The sequence below is a fragment of the Pseudomonas sp. MBLB4136 genome, assembly GCF_051904765.1.
In the GTDB taxonomy this organism is placed as follows: domain Bacteria; phylum Pseudomonadota; class Gammaproteobacteria; order Pseudomonadales; family Pseudomonadaceae; genus Aquipseudomonas.
Window position 1 is genome coordinate 968,952 of record NZ_CP196713.1, and the last position, 21,365, is coordinate 990,316.

Genomic DNA, 21,365 nt, shown 5'->3' on the forward strand with positions numbered 1-21,365 from the left:
GGCGACTGAGGCTGGACCCCGATCCTCTGACTCTAGTTCAGCATGGCGCGCCGCGGATCAGTCCTTGCGTCGCTTCAGCTGATCGGTCAGCTGGGTCGGCAGGTTGCGGATGATCAGGGTGTCCTGGGCCTCGTCGTACTCGATCTTCGAACCCAGCAGGTGGGACTCGAAGCTGATCGACAGGCCTTCGGCGCGACCGGTGAAGCGGCGGAACTGGTTGAGGGTGCGCTTGTCCGGCGGAATCTCCGGCGACAGGCCGTAGTCCTTGTTGCGGATGTGTTCGTAGAACGCCTGCGGGCGCTCCTCGTCGATCAGTCCGGAAAGCTCCTGCAGGGTCATCGGCTCGCCCTGCTTGGCCTGGCTGCTGGCGTAGTCGACCAGGGTCTTGGTCTTCTCCCGGGCCGACTCTTCCGGCAGGTCTTCGCTCTCCACGAAGTCGCTGAACGCCTTGAGCAGGGTGCGGGTCTCGCCTGGGCCATCGACGCCCTCCTGGCAGCCGATGAAGTCGCGGAAGTATTCCGAGACCTTCTTGCCGTTCTTGCCCTTGATAAAGGAGATGTACTGCTTGGAATTGGCGTTGTTGCGCCATTCCGAGAGGTTGATCCGCGCCGCCAGGTGCAGCTGACCGAGGTCCAGGTGCTTGGCCGGGGTGACATCCAGGGCCTCGGTCACCGCCACCCCTTCGCTGTGGTGCAGCAGGGCGATGGCCAGGTACTCGGTCATGCCCTGCTGGTAATGGGCGAACAGCACGTGGCCGCCGACCGAGAGGTTGGATTCTTCCATCAGCTTCTGCAGATGTTCGACCGCCTGGCGGCTGAAGGCGGTGAAATCCTGGCCGTCCTCGACATAGGCCTTCAGCCAGCCGCTGAAGGGGTAGGCGCCGGACTCCTCGTGGAAAAAGCCCCAGGCCTTGCCCTGCTTGGCGTTATAGCTCTCGTTGAGGTCGGCGAGCATGTTCTCGATGGCCTGGGAGCTGCCCAGTTCGCTGTCGCGGGCGTGCAGCACGGCGGGGCTGCCGTCGGGCTTCTTGTCGATCAGGTGAACGATGCAGTGGCGGATCGGCATGGGTGACTCTCTCGGCATTCTTCAGCGGTAAGCGCGGTCGTGGCGACGTGCGGGCGCAGTTCCACGACCTTGGGGCGCGCAGTTTACCCGACGGACTCTCCCTGGGTCGCCCGTCGTCGCTGCAAGGCCTGCAAGCGTTCGATGACGTAGCGCAGGTGCATGTGCAACTGGTACAGCTCGTTGGAGTAGGACAGCGGCACCTCGACCTTGGACAGGCTGTCCTCGAGGCGTTCCAGGCGCTGGATCTCGCTGCCCAGGCGCTCCGGCAGGGTGCCGGCGTCCAGCTGCCGGTCGATCTCGCGCAGGTATTTGTACCAGCGGTAGATGCGTGCACGGATGCGCCAGCGGTAGAGCGGGCCGACCGCCTTGAACAGGGGGATCAGCACCATCAGCAGGGGGATCAGCAGGATGATGTAGCGGTCGGCCAGGGAGGCGATGCGAAACGGCAGGTAGCGCTGCAGCAGCGGCAGGCCGTTGTTGTAGTAGTGCGCGGCATCGCCGGCCAGGGCAAAGGTGCGCGGCTCGGCGCTGGGGAAGCTGCCGGCCGGGTCCAGCAGGCTGCCGTCCTTCATCACCTGGCGCGCCGCCTCGAGGAACAGCGGCGCCAGCCCCGGGTGGAAGTCCTGGTTGACCACCAGGGTGGCGACCGGCGAGAGGATGTCGGTGTCCCGGGCCGGCGCGTTCAGGCGCAGGTTGAGCAGGCCCTCATGGACCGTGACGCGCTTGAGGAAGGGCAGGTGCGCCTGGTACGCCGCGGCGCGGCTGAAGTGCGCCAGAGCCAGCGTGGGCGTGGCGGCCAGGCGCTGGATTCGGGCATTCTCCGCCGGGCTGACGAAGAAGGCGGCGTCCAGTTCGCCGGCGATCAAGGCGTCGGCGGCCGGGTTGCCGCCCAGGGGCTGCCAGCTGCCCGGGTACTGCTCGGCGGTGATGCCGTTGGCCGCGAGCAGCGCCTCGCTGGCGGCGCGGGTGCCGCTGCCGAAACCGCCCAGGGCCACCCGCAGGGGGCGCAGGTCGGCGAGCGCCTGGAAGTCGAGGTCCGCTCGGAGGAACAGCCACAGCGGTTCCTGGTACACCGCCCCCAGGCTCTCCAGACGCTCCCGGTCGGCGGCGCTAAGCTGGCGCTCCAGGCCGCTCTGCACCAGGGCGACCTGTACCTGTGGCTCATCCGCCAGCAGCCGTTGCAGATTGTCCCGCGAGCCGGCGCTGGGCTGCAGGGTCAGCTCGAAGCCCTGCTTGGCCAGTTCTTCCTTGAGCTTCTCGGCGAAGGCCCGGTAGCCGCCGCCCTCCGAGCCGGTGGCCATGCTCGCGTTCATCGGCGGTGGCGGCGCGACGAAGTAGAACAAGGCGCCCACCAGGCCGGCCACCACCGGCACTATCCACAGGTTGGCCAGTAGGATGATCTTCAGGTCTTTGAGCACACGGCGCATGGGGCGTCCTTTCGGCGGGTTCGCCCCAAGCATAGAGCCAGCTGCCGTCCGCGGTCATCCCGAAGCCCGCCGGGCCGTTGCTAGAGGGTGGTGCGCGTGGCGCCCGGCAGCTTGCGCGGCCGCAGGTTGCGGGCAACGTCGAGCAGCGCCAGCAGGCCTAGCAGCCCCAGGGCATACCAGGCGTCCATGCCGAGCATCGCCAGCACCAGGGTGCAGAGCAGGGTGCTGAGCCCCGCCAGCCAGCGCCACAGGCCTTTGAGCAGATGCCAGCCGGCCGCCATGCTCAGCAGGTAGATCAGCACGAAGTTGCCGTTGGCGTAGCGGATCAGCTGATCGACCGACAGCGACAGGCCCCAGGCCAGGGTCGCGCACAGGGCACAGCTCAACACCACCAGCAGCAGGGCGCGGCCGGGCACGCCATGGCGGTTGCGCCGGGCCATGGCGGCGGGCAGCTTGCCTTCGTCGGCCAGGCTCCAGATCAGCCGGGCGAAGCCCTGGATATACACGTTCATCGAGGCGAAACAGGCCAGGTAGCCGACCAGCGCGCTGAGCCAGCGGGCCTTCTCGCCCAGCAGCAAATCGAGCATGCGTGGCAGCGAGGCGGCGTCCGAGTGCACGTCGCCATAGGCCTGGAAGCTCAGCACGGCGACCGAACAGGCCCAGTACACCAGGCCGGCCAGCAGCACGCCGAGCAGCAGGGCCAGGGGGAAGTCACGCTCGGGGCGCTTGAACTCCTCGCCTAGGTGGGTGAAGGCCTCGATGCCGACGAAGCACCAGAACATCACTCCCAGCGCCGCCGGCAGCAGCTGCCAGGAACCCTCGATGGGCGGCAGCAGCGCCTGGCGCGCCAGCGGCAGTTCGCCGACCCACCAGATCAGCGCGACGGTGGCGATGATCGCCAGGGCGATGGCGCCCTGCACGGCCCCGGAGGCCTTGGCCGGGCGCTGTCCCAGCAGCAGGATGGCGCCCAGGGTGGCGAGCTGGATGGCGAGGATCTGGCCGTGGCCGAGGTCGAACAGCGCCAGCCAGAAACCGCTGGCGATGCTCAGCGCCGCCGGCAGGCCGACCGGCAGCACGGCCAGGAACAGCCAGGCGCTGATGCGTTCCAGGCGTGGGCCGAAGGCGCGGCCGATCAGGTGCGGCGCACCGCCGGCATGGGGAAAGTGGCGACCCAGTTGGGCGAAGGTGAAGGCCACCGGCAGCACCAGGGCGATGAGGATCAGCCAGGCCCACAGCGAGGCCTCGCCTGCGGCCGTGGCGACCAGGGCCGGCACGACGAAAATTCCGGTGCCCAGCAGCGAAGTGCTCAGCAGGCCGATCCCTTGCAGCAGGCCCAGTTCTTGGTTGAGGCGGCTCATGATGTATGCTCGTGCGTCCTTTTTGGCCCTGCCATGTTACGCCGCCCAGTGACCTTCGATGGCTGGCGAAGCGCCGGCTTTGACCGGCAAAATGGCGGTACTGCCCGTCAATCTGTTCTTTGCGTGAGACCCCCGAGTGGACAAGTTCGATCAGCAGATCCTCGCCCTGTTGCGCGCCGACGCCCGTCTGGCCGTGAGCCAGATCGCCCGCGACATCAACCTGTCGCGCTCCGCGGTCGCCGAGCGCATTCGCCACCTGGAGCAGGCCGGGGTGATCAGGGGCTACCATGCCCGGGTCGCCGAGCCCGCCGGCGCGGTGGTCAAGGCCTACCTGGAGCTGTTCTACCAGGGCGGGCGCTGCGAGAACTACGTGCAGCGCATGCGCAGCTTCAGCGAAGTGCGCCGCTGCAGCGGCATCAGCGGCGAGACCGACATGCTGGTGTATATCGAGGCGCCGTCCATGGAGCGGCTCAGCGAGATTCGCGGACAGATCGAAAACTACCCCGGCATGCACAAGGTCAAGACCCATATGGTGGTCACGGACTGGCCGATGTGAGTGGCCCCATGCGCATCCTCCACACCTCCGACTGGCATCTCGGCCAGCACTTCATGGGCAGGACCCGTCAGGCCGAGCATCGGGCCTTCTGCGCCTGGCTGATCGAGCAGGTCCGCGAGCATGCCGTCGATGCGCTGCTGATCGCCGGCGATGTGTTCGACACCGGCGCGCCGCCCAGCTATGCCCGCGAGCAGTACAACCGGCTGATCGTCGAGTTGCGCGACAGCGGCTGCGCGTTGGTGGTGCTTGGCGGCAACCATGATTCGGTGGCCATGCTCGGCGAAAGCAAGACCCTGCTCGAGCAGCTGGGTACTCGGGTGATTCCCGGGGTGAGCGAGGACCTGGCCGAGCAGCTGCTGGTGCTCACGCGCCGCGATGGCCGGCCCGGCGCGATCCTCTGCGGCATCCCCTTCATTCGTCCGCGCGATGTGCTGCAGAGCCAGGCCGGGCAGAGCGCTGCCGACAAGCAGCAGTCCCTGCAGCAGGCGATCCAGGCGCATTACCGCGAGCTGTATGCCCTGGCCGAGGCCAGGCGCGCCGAGTTGGGCGGTGACTTGCCGATCATCGCCACGGGGCACCTGACCACGGTGGGCGCCAGCGCCAGCGAGTCGGTGCGCGAGATCTACGTCGGCAGCCTGGAGGCTTTCCCCACCAGCGCCTTCCCGCCGGCCGCCTATATCGCCCTGGGGCACATCCACCGGCCGCAGAAGGTCGGCGGCCTGGAGCACATCCGCTATTGCGGCTCGCCTATCGCGCTGAGCTTCGACGAGGCGCGGCAGCAGAAGGAGGTGCTGCTGGTCGAGCTGGATGGCGGCGGCCTGCGCGAGGTCAGGGCGCTGCCGGTGCCGCGTTTCCAGGCGCTGCTGTCGTTGGCCGGGACGCTGGCCGAGCTGGCGCCGGCGATCGCCGAGGCGGCGGCCCAGGGCAGCGCCGAGCGGCCGGTGTGGCTGGAGGTGCGGGTCGCTGGCGACGACTACCTGAGCGACCTGCAGCAGCGCGTCGCGGCCCTGTGCGAGGGGCTGCCGGTAGAGGTGCTGCGCATTCGTCGTGAGCGCGGCAATGCCGTAGCGGGCCTGTACAGCCAGGCCCGCGAGACCCTGGATGAACTGAGCGTGGACGAGGTGTTCGCCCAGCGCCTGGCCGGCGAAAGCCTGGACGAGGCCGAGCAGGCGCGCCTGCAGGCGCTGTATCGCCAGGTGGTCGGCGAGCTGCGCGAGGGCCAGGCATGAAGATCCTCAGCCTGCGCCTGAAGAACCTCAACTCGCTCAAGGGCGAGTGGAAGGTCGACTTCGCCGCCGAGCCGTTCGCCGGCAATGGTCTGTTCGCCATCACCGGGCCGACCGGCGCCGGCAAGACCACCCTGCTCGATGCCATCTGCCTGGCCCTGTATCACCGCACGCCGCGCATGAGCACGCTGTCGGCCAGCGGCAACGAGCTGATGACCCGGCACACCGCCGACTGCCTGGCCGAGGTCGAGTTCGAGGTCAAGGGCACCGCCTACCGCGCGTTCTGGAGCCAGCGCCGGGCCCGGGACAGACTGGAGGGCGCGCTGCAGGCGCCCAAGGTGGAACTGGCGACGGCGGACGGGCAGATCCTCAGCGACAAGATCAGCGAGAAGCTGCGCGAGACCGAGCGCCTGACCGGCCTGGATTTCGAGCGTTTCACCAAATCCATGCTGCTGGCCCAGGGGGGCTTCGCCGCGTTCCTCGAGGCGGGTGCCAACCAGCGCGCGGAACTGCTGGAGGAGCTGACCGGCACCGACATCTATGGCCAGATATCCGTGCGGGTGTTCGAGCAGACCCGCGAGGCGAAGGCCGCCCTCGAACAATTGCGCGCCAGGGCCGAGGGCGTCGAGCTGCTCAGCGAGGAGCAGCGCGTCGAGCTGCTGGCGGAGGCCGAGCGCCTCGGCGCCGAGGAAGGAGTCTTGAGCCAACGGCAGGCCGAGTTGCAGCGCCAGCGCCAATGGCACGAGGACCTGGCCAAGGCGCAGGGCCAGGAGCAGGCCGCGGTCCGCGCCGAACAGCAGGCCCAGGCCGAATGGCAGGCGGCTCAGGCACAGCTGGCGCGCCTGGCGGCCAGCGAGCCGGCGGCCGAGCTGCAGCCGGCGCATCGTGAATGGCAGCGCGCCCGGCAACAGCTGCAGGACAGTCAGGCCGAGCTGCGCCAGATCGACAATGAACAGCGGGACATGGCCGAGGTCCTGTGCCGCTCGGCCTGGCAGGGCGAGCAGCTGAGCCGGCAGGCGCTGCAGACGCAGCAGCAGCGCCTGGATGCGCTGGGCGAGCGCTGCGCCGAGCTATCGCAGCGCCTGGCGGTGCAGCCGCAGCGCAGCCGCCTGGGCGAGTTCCTCGGCCTCTGGGGTAGTCAGTTCGAAGCCTTGGACAAGGGGCGAGCAGAACGGCTGGAACTGGAGTCCCGTCAGCAGCGCGTGCAGGCTCAGCTCGCTGAGTTGGCCGAGCGCCTGCAGCAACAGCAGGCGGCGCTGGATCAGGCGCAGGCGGCGCGCGCCGCGGCGCAGCAGTTGCAGGCCAGCCAGCAGGCGCAGTTGCACGAGTTGCTGGACGGCCAGGATGACGCCGCGCTGCGTGCGCAATGGCAGCAACTGCTCGAGCAGCAGCGCCAGTTGGAGCGCCTGGCGCAGTTGGCCGGCCAGCGCCGGCAACTGGCCACGCAGCTCGCCCAGCTGCAGCCACAACTGACCGAGCAGCAGGCCGAACGGGCCAGGCTGAGCGCCGCGCGCGACGAGTTGCGCCGGCGCTTCGGCGAACTGCGCCAGCGGCTCGCGGAGCAGAACAAGCTGCTCGAACAGGAGCGGCGCATCCAGCAACTCGAGCAGTACCGCGCCGCCCTGCAGCCAGGCGAGGCCTGCCCGCTGTGTGGCTCCTGCGAGCACCCGGCGATTGCCGAGTACCAGGCGCTGAACCTGTCGGCCACCCAGCAGGCGCTGCAGGAGACGCAGCAGGCGCTCGACGCGGTGCATGGCCAGGGCGATCGACTGAACCAGCAACTGGCCCGGGTCGAGGCGCAGGTCGAGCAGCTTCAGCAGGGCCTCGAGCGCTGCCGGCAGGAAACACAGCAGAGCGATGAGGCCTGGGCGCAGGCGTGTCGACAGGCGGGCCTGGCGCTGGACGATGAGCCGGCGCTGGCGCTCGAGCAACAGCGGGCGGGCGAGCGTCAGACCGCCCTGCAACAACGCCTCGCCCTGCTCGATCGGCTCAAGTCGGCACTGCAACAGGCCAGCGAGGCGCTGCTGCAGCGCGACGGCGAGCTGAATGCCAGCCGCAATCAGCTGGCCATGCTGGAAAAGGACCGGCTCAACTTGCAGCAGGCCTTGCTCGACGCCGGCCAGCGCCTGGAGCAGCTGGTCGTGGCCCAGGCCGCGCAGCGCCAGCGTCTGGCTGACAGCCTGGCCGAACTGGGCTACCGGCTGCCGGAGGAGGGCGCCGGCTGGCTGGCCGAGCGCGGCCGCGAGTGGCAAGCCTGGCAGCAGGATCGCCAGCAGTTGCAGGAGCTGACGCAGCAGCAGGGTGAACTGCGGCCTCTGCTCGGCCGTGACGAAGAGCAGGCCCGGCTCTGGCAGCAGCGCTGGCGCGAACAGCAGCGGGACGACCTCGCCGCGCCGCCGGCGGTCGCCGATGCGCACGCCGCCTTGCTGCAGCTGGAGCGCGATTGGGCGCAGGCGCAGCAGCGCCATCTGCACCTGCAAGGCAGCGCGCAGTCGCTGCAGCGGCGCATCAAGGGCGAACGCCAGGGACTGGAGGAGGCCATCGGCGCCTGGCAAGCCGCGCTGGCGGCCAGCCCCTTCGCCGATGAAGCGGCCTTTCTCGCGGCCGTGCTGGACGATCGGCAGCGCCGCGAGCTGCGCGAACTGCAGGCGCGCCTGCAGCGTGGCCTGAACGAGAGCCAGGCTCTGGCCCAGGCGGCCCGGCGACAGCTGGCCGAGCTGCGGGCCAGTGGCCAGGCCGAGCCGGACCGGGAGCAGCTGGAGGCGCGCCTGCTGGAGGTCGGCGGGCAGCTGAAGGGACTGAGTCAGCGCCAGGGCGAGATCCGCGCGCAGCTGCAGGGCGACGCCGCGCGGCGGCTGAACCAGCAGGCGCTGTTCGCGGCGATCGACGCCCGCCAGGCCGACTACGACCTGTGGCAGCAGCTCAACAGCCTGATCGGCTCGGCCGATGGCGCCAAGTACCGCAAGTTCGCCCAGGGCCTGACCCTCGATCACCTGGTCTACCTGGCCAATCGTCAACTCGAGCGCCTGCACGGCCGCTACCAGCTGGCGCGCAAGGCCGGTGGCGAGCTGGAACTCGAGGTGATCGACACCTGGCAGGCCGATGTGGCCCGCGACACCCGGACGCTGTCCGGCGGCGAGAGCTTCCTGGTCAGCCTGGCCCTGGCCCTGGCGCTGTCCGACCTGGTCAGCCACAAGACCAGCATCGACTCGCTGTTCCTCGACGAAGGCTTCGGCACCCTCGACGGCGAGACCCTGGAGGTGGCCCTGGATGCCCTCGACAGCCTCAACGCCAGTGGCAAGATGATCGGCGTGATTAGCCATGTGGAGGCGCTCAAGGAGCGCATCCCGGTGCAGCTGAAGGTGCACAAGGGCATCGGCCTGGGCTACAGCGGCCTGGACAAGCGCTTTGCCCTGTAGCGGCCGGCGGCGCTAGGTGGGCTGTGGCGTCCGGTCGGGGCAGAACTGGTTCAGGTCACGCTCGGCCTTGAAAGCAGTGCAGTCGAAGGCCCGGGCGAAGGAGTCGACATGCTCAGGCGGCAGTGGCCTGGCGATCAGGTAGCCCTGCATCCAGTTGCTGCCGACCGCGCCCAGCCTGACAAATTGCTCGGCGGTTTCGATGCCCTCGGCGATGACCTTGAGCCCGAGGCGCTGGGCCAGCGCCGCGAGCGTTTCGCAGATGGCCAGGCCCTGCTCGGTGTCGGTGTCGGTGACGAAGCTGCGGTCGATCTTCAGCACGTCCAGCGGCAGCTGGCGCAGGTAGCTGAACGAGGAGTAGCCGGTGCCGAAGTCGTCCAGGGCCACCTTGACGCCGAGGGCGCGCAGCTCGTGCAGCAGGTGGATATTGGCTTGCGGATTCTGCATCAGCATCGATTCGGTCAGTTCCAGGCTCAGGGCCTCGGCCGGGATACCGGTCTGCCGGATGGTTTCCTGCAGGCGCGCGGCGAAGCCCGGCTGGGTTAGCTGCCCGATCGAGACGTTGACGCACATCTGCTTGATCGGCGACGCCTGGTCCTGCCAGGTCTTGAGTTGGCGGCAGGCGGTATCCAGGGTCCACTGGCCGACGTCGAGGATCAGCGCCGACTGCTCGAGCATGGTGATGAAGTCCGCCGGGTAGATCAGCCCGAGCGTCGGGTGTTGCCAGCGGATCAGTGCCTCGACGCAATCGATCTGGCCGCTGGCCAGATTCAGTTCCGGTTGGTAGTGCAGGGTGAATTGTCCCTGGGCCAGGGCCGAGTGCAGGTCACTGAGCAGCTGCAGGCGCTGCCGCGACTTCTCGTCCAGGTCCTGCTGGAACACCACGGTCTGCCCGCGGCCCTGGCGTTTGGCCAGGTACATGGCGGTATCGGCGCTGCGCAGCAGTACCGCGCCGTCGTTGCCGTGCTCCGGATACAGGGCGATACCGATGCTGGCGTGCACGTAGACCTGCTCGCGGCCCAGGTTGATCGGATCGCGCAGGCTCTGCTGCAGACGATCGGCGATGCCCAGGATCTGCTCCAGGTTGGCCTGGTCCGGCAGCAACACGAGGAACTCGTCACCGCCCAGGCGGCCGACCATCGAGGCGTTCTCGTCCTGTGCCTCTTCGTCCATGGGCAGCTGCAGCACCTCGTCCGAGGCCCGCAGGCTCTGCACGAAGCGCTGTGCGACCTCGATCAGCAGGCGGTCACCGACTTCGTGGCCAAGGGTGTCGTTGACCTCCTTGAAATCGTCCAGGTCGATCATCAGCACGGCATAGCGCTCGCACCGGGGCGGCTTGCGGCTAAGTGCGCTGCTCAGGAGTTCGGCGACCAGACGCCGGTTGGGCAAACCGGTCAGGGCGTCGTAGTTGGCCATCCGGGTCAGGGTCCGGGTCGAGCGTCGCTGCACCGCGAAGACTCGCGCCACGGCCAGCCCCAGTCCGGCCAGAAGCAGGCTGAGCAGTCCCAGGCGCAGCCACATCTCACGCTGGATGGGGGCGATGGCCACGTCGAGGTCGGCCGCCGACTTGTAGCGGTGCAGACGCCAGGCCGAGGAGTAGGGCAGGGCCAGTGCCTGTTCCAGGTGAATCGCCGGCTGCTCCTGGCCGCCGAGAAAGCGCGGCAGACTGACGCTGCGGCGGTCCATGATGCGGTCGCCGGTTTCGCGGTTCTCCAGCACGTACTCGGCGGGAGCGGTGCTCAGATCGGTGTGGCGCCGGGCCAGGAGCTGTTTGTCCAGTTCGGTGATGGGCAGGCGAGGCCAGCCCAGCAGCGCGGCTTCCAGTACGTTGGCGCGCAGCACGGCGGTGACCAGGCCCTTGAAGCGCTTGCTGGACAGATCGTAGACGGGTACGGACAGCAGCAGGCCGTGGCTGTCGCGCTCGTCGCCGTTGGCCAGCGAGGTGTACTGGGAGTTGTCGCAGGTACGCAGCAGCGCCGATGTGATCGCGGCCACGCCGTTGGGCGCCTCGGCAGGCAGCCAGGGTGCGTGGTGGCGCAGGTGATTCAGCTGCTGGACATACTCGATATATTCAGCGTCCTCGTATTCCTCGTATTCCTCGGGCTCGTCGGCGTCGTGGGTCGGCTCCGCCTCCTTGGCCAGGCTGATGCGCTCGAGCAGCACCTGGTCGAACATCAGGAAGGGCACCTGGCCCCGCCCGGGGTCGAAGCCGTCATAGACCAGGTAGATCTCCGACACGTCGATATCCGCGGCGATATGGTTGTACAGCTGCTGGATGATGGTGGCGTCGCTGTCGCGAAAGTGGCCCTGCTCGACGACATCCTCCTCATCGCTGTCACGGTTGAGCGGTGTCGCGGCGCGCACCGCCGGCAGCAGCGAGATGGTTCTGATGGTGAGGTAGGTACGTTCGAGCATCCCCGCCAGGGTTTCCGCCATGGCACGGGTTTCGATGCGCATCTCGGTGGCGATCTTGGCTTGTGTGTCGGCGGTCAGGTGCTGGGCGTCACGGTAGATGGCCAGCGCGCCGATCAGCCACAGGGAAACGAAGCCGAGGGCAATGGAATAGCGCGCCCAGCCTCGAAGTCGACGCTTCGACCGGGCGGTCGGCTTGAGGCGAGCGGATTGAGTGCTCATGGTTCCAGCCATTCCTTGCACCTGAATTCTGGGCGTAGGGCTGCGACGTTCGCCGCAGCCGAGCTACCCGCTTACGTCCAACCGACGGAAGTCGCCGATCGCTAGGCTTCGCTGGCATGTGGGGTTATAGCCTAGTCGCTAAGCATCTGGCGAGCCATGGCGCGCGCGGTACGTGGCAGGCCGCCGGCTGACCTTGGCGGCGGGGAGCGCTTGTCGGTCCGCGGTCGTGGCGGTGGCCTGGGGCTCGACGCATCGCCATACTGGCGGCCCAGGCGCGGCCGGCAGGGCCCGCCCAAACTTCGAACCCATGGCATCAGGGGCTTCCGTGCTCAGCGTATTTCTCGTCAACAGCCTGGTGGTGATCGTGGCGGTGATCATCCACTACGAGTTCCTCTATCGCCTCACCCGGTTGCTGCCGAAACTCAGGGTTCGCCATCGTTTTCGCCTGGTGCTGGGCGTTGGCGGGGCGCTGCTGGCCCATGCGGTCGAGGTGTGGCTCTTCGCTTTCGCCTATTTCCTCATGCACGGTGCCGACGGCTGGGGGCGGCTGGCGGGCAACTTCGACGGCAGCTTCATGGCCTGTGTGTACTTCTCCTTCACCACCTTCACTACCCTGGGTTTCGGCGACATCGAGCCGCTGGGCGAGTTGCGCTACCTGACCGGGATCGAAGCACTGACCGGACTGGTGCTGATCACCTGGACGGCCTCGTTCCTCTTTGTGGAAATGCAGCGCTATTGGCGCTCAAGCTAGCGGCTGGCGCCAGGCGCGCTGTCGTGCCTACTGCCAGCGCGCCTGGCGCCAGCGCTGGTGCTGTTCGACGCTCTGAAAGGTCCAGGCGACGAAGCGACTCTGCTTCTGTCCCTGGGCCATTTCCACCGTGTGCACCACACGGGCGCCGGCTTTTTGCAGGGCGGCATGCACGCCTGGCAGGTTGCTCGCCTTGGAGACCAGGGTGCTGAACCACAGCACCTGCTCCGGGCACTGCGCGCTTTCGCGGATCAGCCGGCCGATAAAGGCCGCCTCGCCGCCCTGGCACCAGAGTTCGGCGGCCTGGCCGCCGAAGTTCAGCAGCGGCAGCTTGCGCTTGGGGTCGAGCTTGCCCAGGTTGCGCCACTTGCGCTTGCTGCCGCTGGCCGCTTCGGCGGCCGAGGCATGGAAGGGGGGGTTGCACAGGCTCAGGTCGAAGCGCTCGTCGGCCTGCAGCAGGCCCTGGAAGATGTGCTCGGCGTCGCCCTGCTGGCGCAGTTCGATGGCCTCGCTCAGGCCTGGGTTGCTCTGCACGATGGCCCTGGCCGAGGCGATGGCATTGGCGGCTATGTCGGCACCGAGGAAACGCCAGCCGTACTCGCGGTTCCCCAGCAAGGGGTAGATGCAGTTGGCGCCGACGCCGATGTCCAGGGCGCGCACCCGGGCGCCGCGCGGGATCACGCCGCCGTTGCCGTCGGCCAGCAGGTCGGCCAGGTAGTGCAGGTAGTCGGCGCGACCGGGGATCGGCGGGCACAGGTAGTCCGCCGGGATGTCCCAGTGATCGATGCCGTAGAACTGCTTGAGCAGGGCGCGATTGAACACCTTGACCGCCGCCGGGTTGGCGAAGTCGATGCTCTGCTTGCCGTAGGGGTTGAGGATGACGAACTCAGCCAGTTCCGGGCTGGCCGCGATCAGCGCGGGGAAGTCGTAGCGGCCCTGGTGGCGGTTGCGCGGGTGCAACTGGCCCTTGTCTGCCTGGGCGGCGGGTTTTGGCGGGCTGGGGCGTTGGCGGCGAGACATGGTAATCCGTGGGGGCGAGGACTGGCCGGGGCATTATTCACAATGCGGCGGCCGTGGCTAGCCGCTGGCGATATTCAGCCATATGGCCAGGTAGTCGAAGAACAGGCAATACAGGGCGATCGGCAGCGGCAGGCCGAGCAGGGTGCCGAGCAGGTAATGGCGAAAGGGCACCCCGGCCAGGGCCAGGCTGTAGTTCAGCGCCGGAACGGTCTGGAACAGCATGCGCAGGGCGACGATGCTGGCCAGCGGATGCCGGTCCAGGCCCGCCAGCAGGCGCTGGGCCAGGGGGCTGTCGAGTGTGCGCAAGGCATTGCCGCCGAGCAGGCGGATGATGAAGAAGGTGAACACGCAGGAGAAACTGGCGGCCAGGTAGGTGGCCAGCCCGCCCTGGACCCGGCCCAGGGCCAGCACGGCGGCGGCGAGGAACAACCAGCCGGGGATCTGGATCAGGTTGCCCAGGGCGAACAGCAGGGTGAACAGCAGGAGGCCGAGCACCGGGTGCATCAGGATCAGTTCCTGCAGCGCCCGCAGGCTGAACTGGGCGCGCAGGCCCAGCACCTCGAACAGCAGGAACAGGCCGAGGAGGAACAGGGCCACCAGCAGCAGGCGGAGGGAGCTGCGCATGTCGGCCTCCGGATCAGGGATACCCGAGTATGGCCTTGATCTGCGCCAGGTGGCTGGCGATCCACTGCGGGTCGATGGCGCCCCAGTCGCGGATCGCATAGTGGCCGGCGTTGTTGCGCTCGCCGGCCTGCTGGACGAACTCGCAGTGGATATCCAGGTCGGCGAGGGCGCTCAGGGTGTCCTGGGCAGTGCGCCGTGGCATGCCGGTGGCGGCCATCAGTTCCGGCACGCTGCACGCGCTGCCACTGTCGATCAGCCAGGCGACGTACAGGCGCCGGTAGAAACTGCTGCGGGTTTTGCTGGTTTCCATGGCATGCACCTTGAGAAAGGCAACGGGTGCCTGGCGAAGCACCCGTGCTATTCCATGAGCTAGAGGGCGAAGATGGCCATATAGGTCATCGCACCGGCGATATAGCCGGCGAAGGCCAGGCCGGTAATGTACTTGAGGTACCAGAGAAAGTTGATTTTCTCCATGCCCATGGCCGCCACGCCGGCCGCCGAGCCGATGATCAGGCAGCTGCCGCCGGTGCCGGCGCAGTAGGCGAGCATCTCCCAGAAGTTGCCGTTGACCACGAAATTGCTCAGCCACGGCACCTCAGCGGCGGCGGCCTCTGCCAGGGCTTGCGGGCTGACCAGCGGGTACATCTTCATGGCGCCGGCGACCATCGGCACGTTGTCCACGAGGGCCGAGAGCAGGCCGATGGAAATGGCGATGCTGTAGATGTTGCCCAGGCTGTCCTTGAGGTAGGTCGCCACCTCGAGCAGGTGGCCGGCGGTCGACAAGCTGGAGACCGCCAGCAGGATGCCGAGGAAGAACAGAACGCTGGGTACGTCTACGCGGCGCAGTACGCCGACCACCGAGAGCGGGTCTTTATCTTCGCTGTTCTTGCTGCGGTGGATGATTTCGGTGGTGATCCAGAGGATGCCCAGGCCGAAGAGGATGCCCATGTAAGGCGGCAGTCCGGTGACGGTCTTGAATACCGGGACGAAGACCAGGGCAGCCAGGCCTAGGCAGAACACCAGATTGCGTTCGAAGGGGGTCGTGGGGTCACGGCGGCTCTCCAGGGTTTCCTTGGGCTTTGGCGCCTTGATGTCGCCCTTGAGCACGAAGCTCATGATGATCAACGGGACCAGCAGGCACACCAGGCTTGGCACGATCAGCTTGACCACGATACCGCTGGCGGTGATCTGGTGGCCGATCCACAGCATGGTGGTGGTGACGTCGCCGATCGGCGACCAGGCGCCGCCGGAGTTGGCGGCGATGACCACGATGCCGGCGTAGAACCAGCGTTCGTGCTGGTCGGCGATCAGCTTGCGCAGCAGGGAAATCATGACGATGGTGGTGGCCAGGTTGTCCAGCGCGGCGGACAGGAAGAAGGTGATCAGCCCGACCAGCCAGAGCAGGTGTACGCGCTTGGTGGTGCGGATGCGGTCGGTGATGACCTTGAAGCCTTCGTGGGCGTCAATCAGCTCGACGATGGTCATGGCGCCCATCAGGAAGAACAGGATTTCAGAGATCTCGCCGAGGTGATGACGCAGTTCGCTCACTGCATAGTGAGCACTGTCGCTACTGCCATGCTCCAGGGCGGCGGCAATCAGCGGGGGGATGCTTTCGGCGCCGAGCACCAGTACGGTCCAGGCCAACACGGCGGTCAGCAGGGCCGAGGCCGCTTTGTCGATCTTCAGCGGGTGCTCGAGGGCGATACACAGGTAGCCGAGTATGAATATCAGGGCCATTAGGGCGTACATAGGCGGGTTCCAGTCAGCAGGTTGTTGTTATTCGGGTCTGAAAGCGGCGGGGAGCATGCCTCAAGCACAGGGTCCGTGGAAAGGCTTGCGCCGCGCCTGGGGGCCTCGCGGCCAAGCGCTAGGCGTTGCCACGGGTGCAAAAAGGCCCGCACGGGGCGGGCCTTATATTTGGCTTAGAGGCTGGCGATGCGGGCGCGCTGGTCGACCAGCTTGCCCAGGGCCTGTTCCGCCTCGGCGAGCTTGGCGCGCTCCTTGTCGAGCACCTCGGCCGGCGCCTTGGCGACGAAACCCTCATTGGCGAGCTTGCCGCCGACGCGCTTGACCTCGCCGTCCAGACGGGCGATTTCCTTGTCCAGGCGGGCCAGTTCGGCGTCCTTGTCGATCAGCCCGGCCATCGGCACCAGCACCTGCATCTCGCCGACCAGGGCGGTGGCGGACATCGGCGCTTCCTCGCCGGCCGCAAGCACCCGCACCGACTCCAGCTTGGCCAGCTTGTTCAGCAGCGGCAGGTTGTCGGCCAGGCGGCGTTGGTCTACGTCGCTGGCGTTCTGCAGGATGATGTCGATGCGCTTGGCCATGGAGATCTTCATCTCGCCGCGAATCTGCCGCAGGCCGAGCATCAGCTGCTTGACCCACTCGATGTCGCCTTCGGCGGCGGCGTCGATACGGCTCTCATTGGCCACCGGCCAGGCCTGCAGCATGATGGTCTCGCCGCTGACGCCGGCTTGCGCCTTGATCCGCTGCCAGATCTCTTCGGTGATGAACGGCATGAACGGGTGGGCCAGGCGCAGGGCCACTTCCAGCACGCGGATCAGCGTGCGGCGGGTGCCGCGCTGGCGCTCGATGGGTGCGTTCTCGTCCCACAGCACCGGCTTGACCAGCTCCAGGTACCAGGCGCAGTACTCGTCCCAGATGAATTCGTACAGGGCCTGCGCGGCCAGGTCGAAGCGGAAGGCGTCGAGCTGGCGGGTCACTTCGGCTTCGGTGCGCTGCAGGGCAGAGATGATCCAGCGATCCACAGAGGACAGCTCGACCGGCTCGCCATTCACGCCGGTGTCCTGGCCGTCGGTGTTTTCCAGGACGAAGTTGGCGGCGTTCCAGATCTTGTTGCAGAAGTTGCGGTAACCCTCGACCCGGCCCATGTCGAACTTGATGTCGCGGCCGGTAGAGGCCAGCGCCAGGTTGGTGAAGCGCAGGGCGTCGGTGCCGTAGGCGGCGATGCCATCGGGGAACTCGGCGCGGGTCTGCTTGGCGATCTTCTCCGCCAACTTGGGCTGCATCATGCCGCTGGTGCGTTTCTCCAGCAGGGCGTCGAGGCTGATGCCGTCGACGATGTCCAGCGGGTCGAGCACGTTGCCCTTGGACTTGGACATCTTCTGCCCCTGGCTGTCGCGGACCAGACCGTGCACGTACACGGTCTTGAACGGGATCTGCCCGGTCAGGTGGGTCGACAGCATGATCATCCGGGCGACCCAGAAGAAGATGATATCGAAGCCTGTTACCAGCACATCCGTGGGGTGGAAGGTCTTCAGGTAGTCGGTCTGCTGCGGCCAGCCGAGGGTGGAGAAGGTCCACAGGCCGGAGCTGAACCAGGTGTCCAGCACGTCTTCGTCCTGGCGCAGATTGGCGTCGCCGAGATTATGGGTGGCACGCACTTCCGCCTCGTCACGACCGACATAGACGTTGCCGGCGTCGTCGTACCAGGCCGGGATGCGGTGGCCCCACCACAGCTGGCGGCTGATGCACCAGTCCTGGATGTCGCGCATCCAGCTGAAGTACATGTTCTCGTACTGCTTGGGCACGAACTGGATCTCGCCGCTTTCGACCACGGCGATGGCCTTCTCGGCCAGCGGCTTGGTGCTGACGTACCACTGGTCGGTCAGCCACGGCTCGATGATGGTGCCGGAGCGGTCGCCCTTCGGCACCTTCAGCGCGTGCTCGTCGATCTTCTCCAACAAGCCGGCGGCTTCGAACACGGCGACGATCTGCTTGCGCGCGACGAAGCGGTCCAGACCGGCGTATTCAGCCGGCAGGCGGCCGTCGACCTGGCTGTTGACGCTGCCGTCGATATTGAACACCTGGGCCTGCGCCAGCACCGCGGCGTTCTTGTCGAAGATGTTGATCAGCGGCAGGTTGTGGCGCTTGCCCACTTCATAGTCGTTGAAGTCGTGGGCCGGGGTGATCTTCACGCAGCCGGTGCCGAACTCGGGATCGCAATAGTCGTCGGCGATGATCGGAATGCGCCGGCCGACCAGGGGCAGTTCGACGAAGGTGCCGATCAGCGCCTGGTAGCGCTCGTCTTCCGGGTGCACGGCCACGGCGGCGTCGCCGAGCATGGTTTCCGGGCGGGTGGTGGCGACGATCAGGTAGTCCTTGCCGTCGGAGGTCTTGTGGCCGTCGGCCAGCGGGTAGCGCAGGTTCCACAGGCTGCCCTTCTCGTCGTGGTTCTCCACTTCGAGGTCGGAGATGGCGGTGTGGAACTTGGTGTCCCAGTTGACCAGACGCTTGCCGCGGTAGATCAGGCCGTCCTGGTGCAGGCGCACGAAGGCTTCCTTGACCGCCTCGGACAGGCCCTCGTCCATGGTGAAGCGCTCGCGCGACCAGTCCACCGAGCTGCCCAGGCGGCGGATCTGCCGGGTGATGGTGCCACCGGACTGCTCCTTCCATTCCCAGACCTTCTCCAGGAATTTCTCGCGGCCCAGGTCGTGGCGGCCGATGCCGTCGGCGGCCAGCTGGCGCTCGACCACCATCTGGGTGGCGATCCCCGCGTGGTCGGTGCCCGGCTGCCACAGGGTGTTGCGCCCCTGCATGCGGCGGAAGCGGATCAGCGCATCCATGATCGCGTTGTTGAAGCCATGGCCCATGTGCAGGCTGCCGGTGACGTTCGGCGGCGGGATCATGATGGTGTAGGGCTCGCCCGAACCCTGTGGGGCGAAATAATTGTTCGCCTCCCAGTTCTCGTACAGGGCGGTTTCAATGGCGTGCGGCTGGTAGGTCTTGTCCATGCGCGGCGGGACCCTTTTGACGGCTGATCGGAAAAGCCGGCAAGTATAACGGGGAAGGCGTGGAGGGCGTAAGGCCGCGCGCGGGGAAGCTGACTGGTGGGGCGCGTGTCGTCGGCGGCTGTCAGCCGCGGCGCGGCGGCAGCAGGCGGGTCAGGCGCGCCTCCAGGCGGCGTTTGAGCTCGGCCTCGATCTGCGGCACGAAATCGTCGATGACATCCTGCAGGATCAGCTGGGCGGCGGCACGCAGCTCGCTGTCCAGGCGCTTCATCTCGGCGCCGCTGTCGCGTTGCACCGCCTGCTCCAGGGCGCTGCGCAGGTCTGCCGGGGTGCTGGGCTGGGCCGGCTTGGCCGTTGCCGTGGGGCGGTAGCTGGGCGCCGGAGCCGGGGTGGTTGTCGCGGGCGCGCTGACGATGTCCGAGAGCACGGGGATGCTGTCCGGGTCGAGGGCGTCGACCAGCAGCGGCGGCTCGAGGTCCTGATCGCCCAGGAGCTCGCGGATCGACTCCAGGTCGTTCAGCAGCTGGGTGGGTTTCTGCGGCGGCTTCGGTTTGTCCATGGCGGGCGGCTAGAGGTCGACTCGTTTGGGATCATAGCCGCGTTGGCGGTAGCTGCGGAAATTCTCCCGGCAGGCGGTCAGCAGGTCCGCCTCCTGGTTGACGATCTCGATGACCCGGCTGAAACGGTCGACGAGCGGCGAGAGGCTCGGATTGAGATTGATCAGCACGCCTTGCTCGGCCGCCGGCGGCTCGTCCTGACCGATCACCACCGGGGCGTGCGGATCGTCCTGGTGCAGTTCGTGGGGTACGAAGGCCTCCGCCTTGAAGCGCCACAGCAGCTCATCCAGTTCCGCGCACTGCCGGGCATCGGTGCCGCGCAGGAACACCGGCAGGCCGGCGCGCCAGGCCTTCATCGCCAGCTGGCAGGCGGCGCGCAGGCGTTCGGCCGGGGTGGCGGAGGAGAGGACGTAGAACTCGATTCGGGGCATGGTGGCTTCGATGATGGGCGGCAGTGGCCGGGGGCGGGCAGGGCCGCCCCGGCGCGGGTCAGGCCTGGCTGCGGTCGAGCAGGTACTGGGTCAGCAGCGGCACCGGGCGGCCGGTGGCGCCTTTCTCCTTGCCCCCGCTGATCCAGGCGGTGCCGGCGATATCCAGGTGCGCCCAGGGGTACTTCTTGGCGAAGCGCGAGAGAAAGCAGCCGGCGGTGATGGTACCGGCCTTCGGGCCGCCAATGTTGGCGATGTCGGCGAACGGGCTGTCCAGCTGCTCCTGGTACTCGTCGAACAGCGGCAGCTGCCAGGCACGGTCGTCGGCGTGTTGGCCGGCGGCCAGGAGTTGCTCGATCAGCTCGTCGTTGTTGCCCATCAGGCCGGAGGTGTTGGCGCCCAGGGCGACGATGCAGGCACCGGTGAGGGTGGCGATGTCGATCACCGCCTGGGGCTTGAAGCGTTCGGCGTAGGTCAGGGTGTCGCACAGCACCAGGCGGCCTTCGGCGTCGGTGTTGAGGATCTCCACGGTCTGCCCGCTCATGCTGGTGACGATGTCGCCGGGGCGGGTGGCCCGGCCGCTGGGCATGTTCTCGGCGCAGGCCAGCAGGCACACCAGGTTGATTGGCAGCTGCAGTTCGAGCACGGCTTTCAGGGTGCCGAACACGCTGGCGGCGCCGCACATGTCGTACTTCATCTCGTCCATGCCGGCCGCCGGCTTGATGCTGATGCCGCCGGTGTCGAAGGTGATGCCTTTGCCGACTAGGGCGAAGGGCTTGTCGGTCTTCTTGCCGCCCTGGTAATTGAGCACGATCATCCGCGGCGGTTGCTCGCTGCCCTGGGCGACGGCGAGGAAGGCGCCGGCGCCGAGCTCCTTGAGCTTCTTCTCGTCGAGGATCTCCACCTTTAGATTCTTGTGCGCCTTGGCCAGGCCCTTGGCCTCCTCGGCCAGGTAGCTGGGGTGGCAGAGGTTCGGCGGCAGGTTGCCCAGGTCGCGGGTGAAGGCCATGCCAGCGGCGATGGCCTGGGCGTGCGCGGTGGCGCGCTCGACCTCCGCCAGGTTGGCTTTGTCGCAGCTTAGGGTCAGCTTCTTCAGGGCGCGCGGCTCGGCTTTCTGGCTCTTGAAGCGATCGAACTGATAGTCACCGTCGGCCAGGCTCTCTACCATCAGGCGCGTCTTGCCGTAGGCATCGCGGCCCTTGACGCTGAGGTCCTGCAGGGCCAGCACGGCGTCGCTGCCGCCGAGTCCCTTGAGCACCGCGTGGGCGGCGCCGATCAGTTTGCGCAGCTGGCGGTCCGACAGCTCGGCGTCCTTGCCGCTGCCGACCAGCAGCACACGCTCGGCCTTGAGGCCGGCCAGGTTGTGCACCAGCAGGGTCTGACCAAGCTTGCCGGCCAGGTCGCCACGCTTGAGCAGGGCGCTGATTGCGCCGGCGCAGGCGTTGTCGACAGCGCGCGCCGTTTCACCGAGCTTGCGGCCTTCACCGACGGCGATGACCAGGGTGGCGGTTTTCAGGGTTTCCGGGCGAGCGCTTTTGGCTAGAAATTCCATGGC

General features: G+C 67.5%; 16 protein-coding genes. 4 read left to right on the forward strand and 12 right to left on the reverse strand.

The window, feature by feature from the left end; translation table 11 throughout:
- Positions 1-57: 57 nt before the first annotated feature.
- The 3 genes from yejK to yjeH form a co-directional block, all read right to left on the reverse strand.
- The gene (gene yejK / locus ACSX1D_RS04315) at positions 58-1,065 is read right to left on the reverse strand and encodes a nucleoid-associated protein YejK (RefSeq protein WP_439861140.1); all 1,008 of its coding nucleotides are present in this window, start codon (positions 1,063-1,065) and stop codon (positions 58-60) included.
- Between the two features lie 83 nt (positions 1,066-1,148).
- Complete coding sequence (locus ACSX1D_RS04320) at positions 1,149-2,492, reverse strand: TAXI family TRAP transporter solute-binding subunit (protein WP_439861141.1); 1,344 nt, start codon at positions 2,490-2,492, stop codon at positions 1,149-1,151.
- A gap of 80 nt (positions 2,493-2,572) precedes the next feature.
- Complete coding sequence (yjeH, locus tag ACSX1D_RS04325; protein WP_439861142.1) at positions 2,573-3,850, reverse strand: L-methionine/branched-chain amino acid transporter; 1,278 nt, start codon at positions 3,848-3,850, stop codon at positions 2,573-2,575.
- 136 nt (positions 3,851-3,986) lie between these two features.
- On the opposite strand from yjeH, the gene ACSX1D_RS04330 reads away from it, so the two are divergent.
- The 3 genes from ACSX1D_RS04330 to ACSX1D_RS04340 are packed head-to-tail and all read left to right on the forward strand — an operon-like array spanning position 3,987 to position 9,051.
- On the forward strand, positions 3,987-4,406 hold the full coding sequence (locus tag ACSX1D_RS04330; protein WP_439861143.1) for an Lrp/AsnC family transcriptional regulator: 420 nt from the start codon (positions 3,987-3,989) through the stop codon (positions 4,404-4,406).
- Positions 4,407-4,414: 8 nt separating this feature from the next.
- On the forward strand, positions 4,415-5,635 hold the full coding sequence (gene sbcD, locus ACSX1D_RS04335) for an exonuclease subunit SbcD (protein WP_439861144.1): 1,221 nt from the start codon (positions 4,415-4,417) through the stop codon (positions 5,633-5,635).
- On the forward strand, positions 5,632-9,051 hold the full coding sequence (locus ACSX1D_RS04340) for an AAA family ATPase (RefSeq protein ID WP_439861145.1): 3,420 nt from the start codon (positions 5,632-5,634) through the stop codon (positions 9,049-9,051). The genes sbcD and ACSX1D_RS04340 overlap by 4 nt, the downstream gene beginning before the upstream one ends.
- A 12-nt stretch (positions 9,052-9,063) precedes the next feature.
- Here the strand turns inward: ACSX1D_RS04340 and ACSX1D_RS04345 are convergent, their stop codons facing one another.
- Positions 9,064-11,682 (reverse strand): putative bifunctional diguanylate cyclase/phosphodiesterase, encoded by a 2,619-nt coding sequence (locus ACSX1D_RS04345; protein WP_439861146.1) that lies wholly within the window; start codon positions 11,680-11,682, stop codon positions 9,064-9,066.
- A 325-nt stretch (positions 11,683-12,007) separates the two neighbouring features.
- On the opposite strand from ACSX1D_RS04345, the gene ACSX1D_RS04350 reads away from it, so the two are divergent.
- Entirely contained in the window at positions 12,008-12,433 is a 426-nt protein-coding gene (locus tag ACSX1D_RS04350) for a potassium channel family protein (RefSeq protein ID WP_439861147.1), read from the forward strand.
- 27 nt (positions 12,434-12,460) lie between these two features.
- Here the strand turns inward: ACSX1D_RS04350 and rlmF are convergent, their stop codons facing one another.
- The 8 genes from rlmF to ACSX1D_RS04390 form a co-directional block, all read right to left on the reverse strand.
- A complete protein-coding gene (gene rlmF, locus ACSX1D_RS04355; RefSeq protein ID WP_439861148.1) occupies positions 12,461-13,450 on the reverse strand; it encodes a 23S rRNA (adenine(1618)-N(6))-methyltransferase RlmF in 990 nt (329 codons plus the stop codon).
- A 57-nt stretch (positions 13,451-13,507) separates the two neighbouring features.
- Positions 13,508-14,074 (reverse strand): VTT domain-containing protein, encoded by a 567-nt coding sequence (locus ACSX1D_RS04360; RefSeq protein WP_439861149.1) that lies wholly within the window; start codon positions 14,072-14,074, stop codon positions 13,508-13,510.
- A 13-nt stretch (positions 14,075-14,087) separates the two neighbouring features.
- A complete protein-coding gene (locus ACSX1D_RS04365) occupies positions 14,088-14,384 on the reverse strand; it encodes a winged helix-turn-helix domain-containing protein (protein WP_439861150.1) in 297 nt (98 codons plus the stop codon).
- A gap of 59 nt (positions 14,385-14,443) precedes the next feature.
- Entirely contained in the window at positions 14,444-15,823 is a 1,380-nt protein-coding gene (gene nhaD, locus ACSX1D_RS04370) for a sodium:proton antiporter NhaD (protein WP_439861151.1), read from the reverse strand.
- Positions 15,824-15,996: 173 nt separating this feature from the next.
- Positions 15,997-18,828 (reverse strand): valine--tRNA ligase, encoded by a 2,832-nt coding sequence (locus ACSX1D_RS04375; protein WP_439861152.1) that lies wholly within the window; start codon positions 18,826-18,828, stop codon positions 15,997-15,999.
- Positions 18,829-18,949: 121 nt separating this feature from the next.
- Positions 18,950-19,384: a DNA polymerase III subunit chi gene (locus ACSX1D_RS04380; protein WP_439861153.1), complete on the reverse strand. Its 435-nt coding sequence runs from the start codon at positions 19,382-19,384 to the stop codon at positions 18,950-18,952.
- Positions 19,385-19,393: 9 nt separating this feature from the next.
- The gene (locus ACSX1D_RS04385) at positions 19,394-19,813 is read right to left on the reverse strand and encodes a DNA polymerase III subunit chi (protein WP_439861154.1); all 420 of its coding nucleotides are present in this window, start codon (positions 19,811-19,813) and stop codon (positions 19,394-19,396) included.
- Between the two features lie 58 nt (positions 19,814-19,871).
- Complete coding sequence (locus tag ACSX1D_RS04390) at positions 19,872-21,362, reverse strand: leucyl aminopeptidase (RefSeq protein ID WP_439861155.1); 1,491 nt, start codon at positions 21,360-21,362, stop codon at positions 19,872-19,874.
- Positions 21,363-21,365: the final 3 nt, after the last annotated feature.

Excerpts from the sequence above, each read along its gene's own strand:
- yejK (WP_439861140.1), bottom strand. The coding sequence starts at position 1,065 with ATGCCGATCCGCCACTGCATCGTTCACCTGATCGACAAGAAGCCCGAC.
- ACSX1D_RS04320 (WP_439861141.1), bottom strand. The coding sequence starts at position 2,492 with ATGCGCCGTGTGCTCAAAGACCTGAAGATCATCCTACTGGCCAACCTG.
- yjeH (WP_439861142.1), bottom strand. The coding sequence starts at position 3,850 with ATGAGCCGCCTCAACCAAGAACTGGGCCTGCTGCAAGGGATCGGCCTG.
- sbcD (WP_439861144.1), top strand. The coding sequence starts at position 4,415 with ATGCGCATCCTCCACACCTCCGACTGGCATCTCGGCCAGCACTTCATG.
- ACSX1D_RS04340 (WP_439861145.1), top strand. The coding sequence starts at position 5,632 with ATGAAGATCCTCAGCCTGCGCCTGAAGAACCTCAACTCGCTCAAGGGC.
- ACSX1D_RS04345 (WP_439861146.1), bottom strand. The coding sequence starts at position 11,682 with ATGAGCACTCAATCCGCTCGCCTCAAGCCGACCGCCCGGTCGAAGCGT.
- rlmF (WP_439861148.1), bottom strand. The coding sequence starts at position 13,450 with ATGTCTCGCCGCCAACGCCCCAGCCCGCCAAAACCCGCCGCCCAGGCA.
- ACSX1D_RS04360 (WP_439861149.1), bottom strand. The coding sequence starts at position 14,074 with ATGCGCAGCTCCCTCCGCCTGCTGCTGGTGGCCCTGTTCCTCCTCGGC.
- ACSX1D_RS04365 (WP_439861150.1), bottom strand. The coding sequence starts at position 14,384 with ATGGAAACCAGCAAAACCCGCAGCAGTTTCTACCGGCGCCTGTACGTC.
- nhaD (WP_439861151.1), bottom strand. The coding sequence starts at position 15,823 with ATGTACGCCCTAATGGCCCTGATATTCATACTCGGCTACCTGTGTATC.
- ACSX1D_RS04375 (WP_439861152.1), bottom strand. The coding sequence starts at position 18,828 with ATGGACAAGACCTACCAGCCGCACGCCATTGAAACCGCCCTGTACGAG.
- ACSX1D_RS04380 (WP_439861153.1), bottom strand. The coding sequence starts at position 19,384 with ATGGACAAACCGAAGCCGCCGCAGAAACCCACCCAGCTGCTGAACGAC.
- ACSX1D_RS04385 (WP_439861154.1), bottom strand. The coding sequence starts at position 19,813 with ATGCCCCGAATCGAGTTCTACGTCCTCTCCTCCGCCACCCCGGCCGAA.
- ACSX1D_RS04390 (WP_439861155.1), bottom strand. The coding sequence starts at position 21,362 with ATGGAATTTCTAGCCAAAAGCGCTCGCCCGGAAACCCTGAAAACCGCC.